The organism is Thalassospira sp. UBA848 (genome assembly GCF_002295455.1).
GTDB lineage: Bacteria > Pseudomonadota > Alphaproteobacteria > Rhodospirillales > Thalassospiraceae > Thalassospira.
Genome location: NZ_DBGS01000143.1, coordinates 1 through 9,979 on the forward strand (window position 1 = coordinate 1; position 9,979 = coordinate 9,979).

A 9,979-nucleotide genomic window follows, 5' to 3' on the forward strand; every position below is an offset into this window, starting at 1 on the left:
ATCGGCCCATCTGCGCAAAGTCAGGCCGTCGTCGATACACTGGTGCCTGCCAAAATTCCGGTTGAGGTTTCCGACAATGCTGAGGGTGCCCTTTGGGCCAAGATGATTTTGAACTGTGCCTATAACGCACTTTCAGCGATTACACAGCGCCCTTATGGCGAGGTCGTGCAAGGTGTCGGCGTCTGGGATGTGATGCGTAATGCCGTCGATGAGTGTCTGGCGGTTGCCAATGGGTGCGGTGTGACCGTGCCGGGTGATGTCTGGGGCGCAATTGAAAAGATTGCCGAAACCATGCCTGGTCAGTTTTCCTCAACCGCCCAGGACCTGGCGCGCGGTAAAGCAAGCGAGATTGATTTTCTGAACGGCTATATCGTGCGCAAAGGTGCAGAACTTGGCATCGCAACCCCGACAAACCTTGCCTTGCATGCCCTGACCAAGCTTCAGGAAGCCAAATCAGCTTGATTGTCGCGGGCGTGGGGCAACGACGTTTATTCTGCAGGTGAGTTTGCTGATTTCGTTGCTTCTTCGGGTGATCGCCCGAATTTGCGGGCAACGGCGGCAACGATCCGGTCGTTAAACATCACCAGTGCGGCGGCGGCTACAATAAATACGCCGCCCATCAGGCTGATCGGCGCAGGCAGCACGCCAAACACGATAATATCAAGAATGATCGCCCAGATCATGGCGGTATATTCAAAGGCCGACAGGGTCGATGCAGGGGCACGCGCCAATGCCTCGGTCATGGCGATGTGGGCAAGACCGCCGGTCAGTCCGGCTCCCACCAGAAAGACGATGTTATTTGCTGAAACTGGTGCCCAGCCAAACGGGATGGTTAAAAGGCCACCAATGGAACAAATCACCGCAAAATAGAATGCAATTGTGCCCGATGGCTCCGTTGTTGTCAGGGCCTTGATTTGCACTTTGGCGAAGGCTGTTGTCACGGCAAAGGCGACACCGGCACCGATGCCGATCACGGTGTTATGGTCCAGCCCCGGGGTCGACAATGTTGGCCACAGCATCAGAAACACACCGGCAAACCCGCCAATGGTTGCGCCGATCACAAGCCAGCCGGGATTTTCCCGCAGCGTGGCGATTGCGATGGGGATCAGGATCAGCGGGGCAAGAAAACCAAGTGCCGTGGCCAGTGCCAGTGGCAGATAGGCCAGCGAAACAAACGCAAGGAACATCGAAACACAGCCATAGGTGCTGCGTTTGAGATGCCCAATCGGGCGTTTGGTGCGCAAGGCTCTTGGAAATTCATTGCGCCACATCAGGTAAAGCACAATCGGGATCAGCGCCACACTGCTGCGCCAAAAGACGATCTGCCCGGTTGGGGCTTCAAACGAGGCCAGCCGGACAAATACGTTCATCACGCCAAACAAACCGGTCGCGGCAAGGCGTAACCCAACTCCAGACCAGAAACTGTTCATCTTGAATACCCTGAATGGTGGCCGGTCAAGTGACCTGCGTTCAGGAATATCGCAACTTCAGACTGGGCAATACTGATAAAATTTCATGTCTGAGGGCATGAAATTTCAATGCGCTCGGTCACAAGTCAGTCGCATTACAGCGAATGCAGCCACTTCTCGTATCGGGTATCTTGTTGTCCATCGCTGGTATCGGGCAAGTCAATGCGTCCTGTCTGGGCATTGCGCCTGAAGTCACCCGGCGTCATGTCATACTTCTCACGAAATGCGCGGATGAAGCTGGTGTCGCTGGCAAAACCACATTCAAGTGCAATGTCATAAAGAGACCGCCTGCGGTCCGTCGGCGATCCGAGCAGGGCCATGGCGTGGCGCAGGCGCAAGTCGCGGATAAAGCGATAGACGCCGCCGTAATCCTCCATCAATTGATAGAGTTTGGAACGTGATATTCCCAATTCCCGTGCGGCACGGTCCGGTGTCAGATCCGGGGACTTGAAGTTCTTGCGGAAATATTGGCGGATGAGGGCCATGGTTTCGAGGTTTTGCCTTTTGTGGGCCGTCTCGGAGGTCACCCCGCGGGTCGAGTTCAGGCAGGCGGCCAGAACTTCGACAAAACTGTTTTCCAGCACGCTGGCCTGTTCCGGGCTGAAGGAATGTGCGTTTTCCTTAAAAGACAGCATCATACTGGCAAGAATTCGAACCATGGGATCACGCGGGCTTAAAAACCGCATATTGTGATCTTCCGGCAGGGTCAGGCGATCTTCAAGAAGCTGCCTTGGAAGTATCATGACCAGATTGTCAAAATCAGTGGTCACAGCGGTTGCGACCTGTGACAGGTCCTGAAACAGCAATCCGCCATGGGCAATTGTATGGCCCTCCTTGCCCTCTTCCGAGGACATGCCGCCACTATGAAAATACTGGATCATGTAGTGGTCCATGCCATCATTGGCGATTGCTGATTCGCTGCGCGACCAGAACTGATGTTTGCTGACGGTGCGCGCCAACATCATCGATCCCATAAGGTCTGCATCAAGCGTTGCATGGAATTGATTTTTGCGGATGTCGGGTACGGTTTCGACATCGAAGATGCAGTCAATGCTGCTTTTCCAAATGTCATAACGCACTGACATAGGAAGGTCATTGACCGTAAAAAAGGTGTGGGTGTTCTGTGGTGTCTCTGTCATGCCTGATCCCCGGTTTTGCATAAAAGCAAACAACGCTACTTGCGCCGGTCAATTCTGGTATCGAATGCTATGGTCGAACATCTCCATAAGTTTTGTATAATATGATTAGTCCTGCCCCGCCGTCAAAGTCCAAAAGGTATAGTTTCGCGTGCTAACAGGTCCGAAAATACAAGGGCCTTGTCGCGTCAATGACTTAGTGCTGCTGACCCTAACCGAAAGGACAAGTCAATCTGATGCGGGTTTTGCCACAATCTGTCGATCTTGGACGCTATGCATATTCTTTTGGACGCCTCGTGCATCGGGGTTGCAATCACCATGTTAGACTTATGAAAAATTTGACCGGCCTCTGATCAGAACAAAATAACGAGGGCCGGTGTTATCAGTGTGACGTGATATTTTCTCTGGGGGAAAATATGGATTTGATTGAGATGCCGTCAGCGCGACCAAAATCGTGCGCGGATAAATGTGATTACGACCGCACAGAAAGGGCCGTTTCGTCAAACGTGCCTGACGCGAAAGTGTCGAACGCGCATAGCGATCGTTCACCCAAAATTGCCAATACAGAATTTGGCGGACCTGATGGCGAGACACTTGCGCCGCTCGCGCGGATGATCTTCGTTCTTGAGGGTATGCGGTCTTGTGCCAATGACAAGGTATTGTCAGCACTAAAGGCCGATAGCGATGAAATGACAGGGGAGAACCAAAGTTCCCCGACGCAATCTGAGGCCGCAACCGGTTGGGCTCCTGGCGTCATGGCGGACATCCAAAGCATGTTCGAATGTGACTGGACCCCGGAACCGAACAGGCGTGAAAGTGCAAAGCTGTTCGGGACGACCATCATTCCGGTCAATGATACAGGATCTTCGGCCGATCATTCGGAAACACGACGAAACTAGTATCCAGAAACCTTGTCGCAGCAGCGTCCAGGCGCGCCATCTGAGGCGTCGCAAGGCATCTTTTGTGTGCTCGATAGGTGCAAATCGTCCATTTTCTGGATGATTTGCATATCTATTTGGATGAAATGTGCATTGGGGCACAGAAACTCTGGGTAGTATGTTCCGCAATAATAAAACACATGTCCGTTCACAGAGTGGGAAGATCTGCGTTCATGTAAGGACATGAATATCAGTGAAGCTTAATGTTTTTCTCTGGGGTTAGATATGATGTCTTGTGCACCACATCCGGCGCGCCGGAAGGGAGAAGTCCATTGTCGCGGTACGGGCCGTGATTGGGGACCGAATAGCCACATTCTTCCCGGGCGTCGCGTGAATGAACCTAATCATCAGGCATGGAAGTATCTGGTCGAAACTGACGCCGATGATGATGAGCCTTCCCAAGCGGCAATTGACGCGGTGTTTTCCGATTATATTGACGAAGCTTCAGTCGCGGTAACGCGAACCTTCGAAGACAGTTTCAGAATGCTGAAGTCCGTGATGGAAATGATGGCCTTTATAGAAGGTCTTCGCGTTATGCATCATGATGGGCCGATTGCGTCCAAAACGGATAAACGCCTTGATCGTCTTAGCAATGAGACGCTTCCAAAGCAGCAAGGCCAAAATTCGCCAAACCAACAAAGCGCTTGGTCATCAGAATTGATGGTTCAGCTCCACAACATGTGCGCAAAAGGGCAGAAACCGCGACCTGATCATGTCAACGTGACACAGAGCTACGGGATATATCTCGAACCTGATCACGAGATTCTGCCGCCGCAATCCCCGGTGACCCGATACAAAAACTAGTCACTGGGTCGGGAAAACCGGACTTAACGGAAATAGCCGCCCGGCGTGCGCCCCGTTGCCTTGCGAAACATCGCGATGAAAGCTGACGGGGTTTCGTACCCCAGATCAAGGGCGATTTCCGTGACGGGCCGGTCATTGGCAAGTTTCTCAAGCGCATGCAGCAAGCGAAGCTTTTGCCGCCATTCACGAAACGGCATGCCTGTTTCGCGTTGGAAAAGGCGTGCCAGGGTGCGGCTGGATGCGCCGCAAATCTTTGCCCAATCTTCAAGTGTGCGGTTGTCGGCCGGATCGCCTTGCAGATGATCGCAAATGCGGGCCAGTCGGGCATCCTTGGGCGCTGGCAGATAAAGCTTGTCCTGATCGGGGGCCTTGATCTGATCAAGCAACACACGGATCAAGCGGCCCTCTTCACCGTTTTCATCATATTCGACCGGAATTTCTGTGGCCGCCCGAATGAGTTCGCGCAAAAGCGGGCTGACTTCCAGTACCATGCAGCGATCAGGCAGGTTTGCGGCGACGTCCCGACCGATATAAAGGTGGCGCGCACGGGTAAAGCCCGTGCAGGTCACGGCATGCTGGGTATGGGGTGGAACCCATACCGCGCGTTGTGGTGGGACAACCCACATGCCCGCCTCTGTCACCACGGTCATCGTTCCTTCAATCGCATATAGAAGCTGGTTCCAGTCATGGCTGTGCGCGGCAACATGATAGCCAGCGGGCATATCGCTTACCCTGACATAAACTGCGCGGGGTAATTCGCGTGGGCGGGGCACCTTGTTGTGGTGTTCCGGGCGTCCGTCAAAGGTATTGAGGATATGAACCATGGTGTGGTGAAGCTCAAAACTGTCTTTATTGCGATATATATTGTCAGATTACCGTAAGACAGACGCATCGGACAGGTTTAACTTGGTCGCATTCCAAAGCTCACAAGACGCGACGTGACGTGCGCCACCCATGCGGTCATGTCCCAGGAGAAGAAATGTCCAAGGAAATCATCCCGGAAGCCAGCAACCATGCAGCCCCACTTGGCGATACCGCCGACGCGGCCGCAGCACCGGTCTATAAAGGCTGGCGCAATCCAGAAGTCCTGCTGATCGTGATGGCGGCTGCCATGCCACTGTCGTTTTCGACATGGATGGCGCTTTTGAACAACTTTTCGGTCGAAATGGCCGATTTCACCGGGCGCGAGATTGGCATCCTGCAATCGCTTCGTGAAATCCCGGGTTTCCTTGCCTTTACCGCTATTTTTGTCCTGCTGGTTTTGCGTGAACAGACATTTGCTGTGCTGTCATTGCTGGTCCTTGGCATCGGTGTTGCCATATCGGGCTACTTCCCGACGGTGATCGGGCTTTATTGCACGACAGTCTTGATGTCGATTGGTTTTCATTACTTTGAAACCATGCAGCAGGCCTTGTCCCTGCAATGGGTGCGCAAGGATCGAACTGCAATGGTCATGGGGCGGCAGCTCTCGGCGAAGTCGATCTCGTCGCTGGTGATGTTTGGCATGGTCTGGGTGATGCTCGAAGTCTTTGCCGTTGAATATCGCTATGTCTACCTGTTCGGCGGGGCGTTGACGATCCTTGCAGCCCTGTTTGTCTGGGGGGCTTTCCCGAAATTCGCCGATGCCCATCCGCAAACCAAGAAGCTGATCCTGCGCAAACGTTATTGGCTTTACTATGCCCTGACCTTCATGAGCGGCGCACGTCGTCAAATCTTTACCGTCTTTGCCGGTTTTCTGATGGTCGAAAAGTTCGGATATGATGCGGCAACCATTACGCTGCTTTATCTGCTAAACCACGTGATCAACATGTTCCTCGCGCCAAAAATCGGCAAGATGATCGGCAAATGGGGCGAACGACGCGCTTTGGTCTTTGAATATGCGGGTCTGTTCATTGTTTTCGTATCCTACGCCTTTGTCGAAAACCACATTCTGGCCGGTGGTCTGTATGTGATTGACCATTTGTTCTTTGCCTTGGCGATTGCCATTAAAACCTATTTCCAGAAGATTGCCGACCCGGCGGATATTTCTTCGACTGCAGGTGTCAGCTTTACCATCAACCATATTGCGGCGGTCTTTATTCCGGCAGCCTTTGGATTGTTATGGCTGATTTCGCCGGGGGCGGTGTTCCTGGCGGGGGCTGGCATGGCGTTCGTGTCGCTGGTTCTGGCGCTGAATGTGCCGCATGACCCTGAGCCGGGGAACGAGGTTTTGCGGGGTTACAAGTCAACCGCAGCGCAGCCTGCTTGACTGGCATATGTATTCAAGAACGCAAACGCCTGTCCTGTGGGGCAGGCGTTTCTGTTTGTGTTTGCCGTAGCTTTTTCGCAAAATCTTCAAAACCCCGCCACTTGAACGGGATTAAAGTTTGATGGTTTCACGCATCAGCAGGGATACGAATTAATGGCATTTACTTACAAAAACATGATCCGGTTTACCGGAGTTTCACTGGCATTTGCACTGGCAAGCGGTACGGCACTGGCCGACAGCACCGTATCGCTGCGCATCCTTGAGACCACCGATATTCACACGCATTTGGTCAATTATGATTATTACCGCGACGGAGAGTCTGACACGGTCGGGCTGGCAAAGGTTGCAACCCTGCTGAAAACGGCGCGCGGCGAGGCGGAAAATGTTGTCTTCATCGACAATGGCGACCTCATTCAGGGCAATCCGCTTGGCGATTACATGGCCAAGGAACGCGGCCTGAAAAAGGGTGAAATCCATCCGGTTTTCAAGGCGATGAATTTGCTTGATTACGATGCTGCCAATATCGGCAACCACGAATTCAACTATGGGCTGGAGTTCCTCGACAACTCGATCGCAGGGGCAAATTTCCCTTATGTCAGCGCCAACGTCTTTGTCGATGATGGCGATGGCAATGCCGAGAATGACAAACCCTATTTCGACCCTTACGTGATCCTTGATCGTGAATTTACCGACAAGGATGGCAACGTTCACAAGGCCAAAGTCGGCGTGATCGGGTTCGTGCCGCCACAAATCATGCAATGGGACAAGGCCAATCTTGAAGGTCAGGTGATTTCCAGGGATATCGTCGAGATGGCCGAAAAGTATGTCCCGGAGATGCGCGAAAAGGGCGCGGATATTGTCATTGCCGTTCCGCATTCCGGCCTTTCGACCATGGCGCGCACCGGCATGGAAGAAAACGCCACCTATTATCTGTCAAAGGTCGACGGTATTGATGCGATCCTGTTTGGGCATGCGCATACGGTGTTCCCGTCTGACGCCTTTTCCGACCTCGAAGGTGTCGACCTTGCCAAGGGCACCATTAATGGTGTGGCAGCCGTCATGCCTGGCTTTTGGGGTAGCCATCTGGGTGTGATTGACCTGACGCTGAATGTGTCTGATTCCGGTGAATGGAGCGTGGTCGACAGCCTGTCTGAAGCCCGCGCAATTTATCAGCGCGAAGGCCGCACCGTGACCCCGCTGGTCGAAGCCGATCCCGAGATTGTCGCAGCGGTCAAGCAAGAGCACGAAGCCACCATTGCCTATATGCGCGAGGGTGTGGGGACGACATCTGCCCCGATCAACAGCTTCTTTGCGCTGGTGGCGGATGACCCGTCAATCCAGATCGTAACCAACGCGCAGAAATGGTATCTTGAGAAGATCCTGAATGGGTCGGAATATGACGGTATCCCGATCCTTTCGGCCGGTGCACCGTTCAAGGCCGGCGGGCGCGGTGGCCCGGACTATTTCACGGACATTCCCGAAGGCAAGATCGCGCTTAAAAACGTTGCTGATCTTTACATCTATCCGAACACGGTCCGTGCCGTGTTGCTTGATGGTGATCAAGTGCGCGAATGGCTCGAAATGTCGGCAGGGCAGTTCAATCAGATTGATCCAAACAGCAGTGAAGAGCAGATGCTGATCAATCCCGACTTTCCGACCTACAATTTTGATGTGATTGACGGCGTGACCTATCAGATCGATGTCACCAAGCCTGCGCGCTATAACAAGGCGGGCGAGGTCGTGAACCCGGAAAGTCACCGGATCATCAATCTGCAATTCGAAGGCGAAGCGGTCACTGAGGATCAACAATTCATTGTTGCGACCAACAATTACCGTGCTGGCGGTGGCGGGAATTTCCCGGCACTTGATGGATCGACCATCATTGTCGAAGCCCCGGACGAAAACCGTACGGTGCTGGCCAATTACATCCTGACGGAAAAGGCAATTGATCCCAAGGCTGATGGCAACTGGACCTTTGCCCCGATCGGTGAGGCGTCAAAGGTTACCTTTGTCACCAGCCCCAAGGCATCCGGTGCTGCCAATGCCCCGGCCAATATCAGCTTTGTGGGTGAAGATGCCGATGGCTTCGCGAAATATGTGCTGCAAAGCAAGTAAGGCAGAGATAAACCCAAAGCAAACAAAAGCCGCCCTGATGAAAGGGCGGCTTTTTGATTTTGTCCGAATGGTTTGAAACCGGGACCGGACTTATTTCTTCGCTGCGGCCTGAGGACCCTTTTGGTTCGGCCCCCCCTGTTGTGCAGGCGGATTATCTTCGCGCGGGTTTTTGCCGTTCAGATAGGCCTGCGCGCAATGCTCATCACAATAGGGTTTGCTAGGCACGATTTTTTTGCCACAGAAATGGAAGTCATCATCACCCGGATCACCAAACGGCCAGCGGCACATGCCCGGGCCCAGATCAAAGATCGAAATGCCTTTGGTCTGCTGTTTGGGGGCCGGTGCCTTTTTCTGTTCTGCTTCCTCGGCACGGCGCTGGATCGGGGACGGGCGTTTGGGCAGCCCAAGGCGATGTGCCTTGCCGACGACGGCATTCTTGCCAACGCCGAGTTCCTCTCCGATACGTGCCGTGGTCCAGCCCTGATTCCAGAGCGAGGTCAGCAATTCAATCTTTTCCGGCGTCCAGCTCATTTCGAGTATATTCCGTATATCTTTAACTGCCCGTCGGAGTATCCGTGGGCAAGGGCTTGTTGTTCTATGTCAAACAGGGGTAAAGAGGTATCCCCTAATATCGCGTAACGCAAGGGCCTTGGAGATTCGCATCCTGCTCCGAGCGCGCGAACAGGGCAATTTGCATGTTGAGGCCGTATTGTAAAGAGGGGATCGTGTTTTGACCTGGTTTTTCGTCGCCGTAGCGGTTTTTCTTGCGGGGCACATTATTCCGGGCATCCTGCGCGAAAGGCTTGTTCGGTGGGTCGGATATCGTACCTATATCTTTGGCTTTTCGGTCTTGTCGCTTTTCCTGTTTGGTTGGGTGATTCACGAAGTTCTCGTCGCGGAGTCGTTTTTCCTTTGGGGGTATCAACCCTGGCAAGCGCAGCTTCTTGTCATTGTAATGCTGCCTGCCTGTATTTTGTGGGCCAGCGCCATTCTTCAACCCTGTCCGTTGTCAATCGGACGAAAAACCGGATTTGACCCGGCCAGACCCGGGATCAACCGTTTTTGCCGCCATCCCTTGTTGCTGGGCATGATCATCTGGGGGATCGGGCACATGATCGCGAATGGGGATCTGGTTGCCGTGCTGTTCTTTGGCGGCAGTGCTGCGTTTGCCCTGATCGGGTTCTGGCGTATGGAGAAAATCCGTCTAAGGGCCGTTGCACCTGAACAACAGGCTGTTTGGCTTGGCGCGACCCGTCGCTTTGATCCGTC

10 protein-coding genes are annotated in these 9,979 nt (G+C 53.5%); 6 read left to right on the forward strand and 4 right to left on the reverse strand.

Translation table 11 applies throughout. The features are described 5' to 3' along the window. Positions 1-462, forward strand: a 462-nt coding sequence (locus tag B2R48_RS19675; RefSeq protein ID WP_297003673.1) for a ketopantoate reductase family protein, incomplete at its 5' end; no start/stop codon positions are given. A gap of 26 nt (positions 463-488) precedes the next feature. Here B2R48_RS19675 and B2R48_RS19680 read toward each other — a convergent pair. Together B2R48_RS19680 and B2R48_RS19685 are read right to left on the reverse strand one after the other, a co-directional pair. After that, positions 489-1,430 carry a DMT family transporter gene (locus B2R48_RS19680; RefSeq protein ID WP_297003675.1) on the reverse strand — a complete coding sequence of 314 codons (942 nt, stop codon included), beginning with the start codon at positions 1,428-1,430 and terminating at the stop codon, positions 489-491. Positions 1,431-1,564: 134 nt separating this feature from the next. Next, entirely contained in the window at positions 1,565-2,608 is a 1,044-nt protein-coding gene (locus B2R48_RS19685) for a helix-turn-helix domain-containing protein (RefSeq protein ID WP_181838525.1), read from the reverse strand. A 503-nt stretch (positions 2,609-3,111) separates the two neighbouring features. Between B2R48_RS19685 and B2R48_RS19690 the strand changes: the two genes are divergently transcribed. Together B2R48_RS19690 and B2R48_RS19695 are read left to right on the forward strand one after the other, a co-directional pair. Then, the gene (locus B2R48_RS19690) at positions 3,112-3,504 is read left to right on the forward strand and encodes a hypothetical protein (protein ID WP_297003680.1); all 393 of its coding nucleotides are present in this window, start codon (positions 3,112-3,114) and stop codon (positions 3,502-3,504) included. A gap of 264 nt (positions 3,505-3,768) precedes the next feature. Continuing rightward, positions 3,769-4,347, forward strand: coding sequence for a hypothetical protein (locus B2R48_RS19695; RefSeq protein ID WP_297003682.1), 579 nt, complete (start codon positions 3,769-3,771; stop codon positions 4,345-4,347). Between the two features lie 23 nt (positions 4,348-4,370). Here the strand turns inward: B2R48_RS19695 and B2R48_RS19700 are convergent, their stop codons facing one another. Next, positions 4,371-5,069 carry an AraC family transcriptional regulator gene (locus tag B2R48_RS19700; RefSeq protein ID WP_062957276.1) on the reverse strand — a complete coding sequence of 233 codons (699 nt, stop codon included), beginning with the start codon at positions 5,067-5,069 and terminating at the stop codon, positions 4,371-4,373. A 257-nt stretch (positions 5,070-5,326) separates the two neighbouring features. On the opposite strand from B2R48_RS19700, the gene B2R48_RS19705 reads away from it, so the two are divergent. Both B2R48_RS19705 and B2R48_RS19710 read left to right on the forward strand, forming a co-directional pair. Continuing rightward, a complete protein-coding gene (locus B2R48_RS19705) occupies positions 5,327-6,595 on the forward strand; it encodes an MFS transporter (RefSeq protein ID WP_297003684.1) in 1,269 nt (422 codons plus the stop codon). Between the two features lie 153 nt (positions 6,596-6,748). Continuing rightward, positions 6,749-8,710 (forward strand): bifunctional 2',3'-cyclic-nucleotide 2'-phosphodiesterase/3'-nucleotidase, encoded by a 1,962-nt coding sequence (locus B2R48_RS19710; protein ID WP_297003686.1) that lies wholly within the window; start codon positions 6,749-6,751, stop codon positions 8,708-8,710. A gap of 90 nt (positions 8,711-8,800) precedes the next feature. Here the strand turns inward: B2R48_RS19710 and B2R48_RS19715 are convergent, their stop codons facing one another. After that, positions 8,801-9,241 (reverse strand): GcrA family cell cycle regulator, encoded by a 441-nt coding sequence (locus B2R48_RS19715; RefSeq protein WP_062956533.1) that lies wholly within the window; start codon positions 9,239-9,241, stop codon positions 8,801-8,803. Positions 9,242-9,440: 199 nt separating this feature from the next. Between B2R48_RS19715 and B2R48_RS19720 the strand changes: the two genes are divergently transcribed. Next, the coding region (locus B2R48_RS19720) for an NnrU family protein (RefSeq protein WP_297003688.1) at positions 9,441-9,979 on the forward strand (539 nt) is incomplete at its 3' end.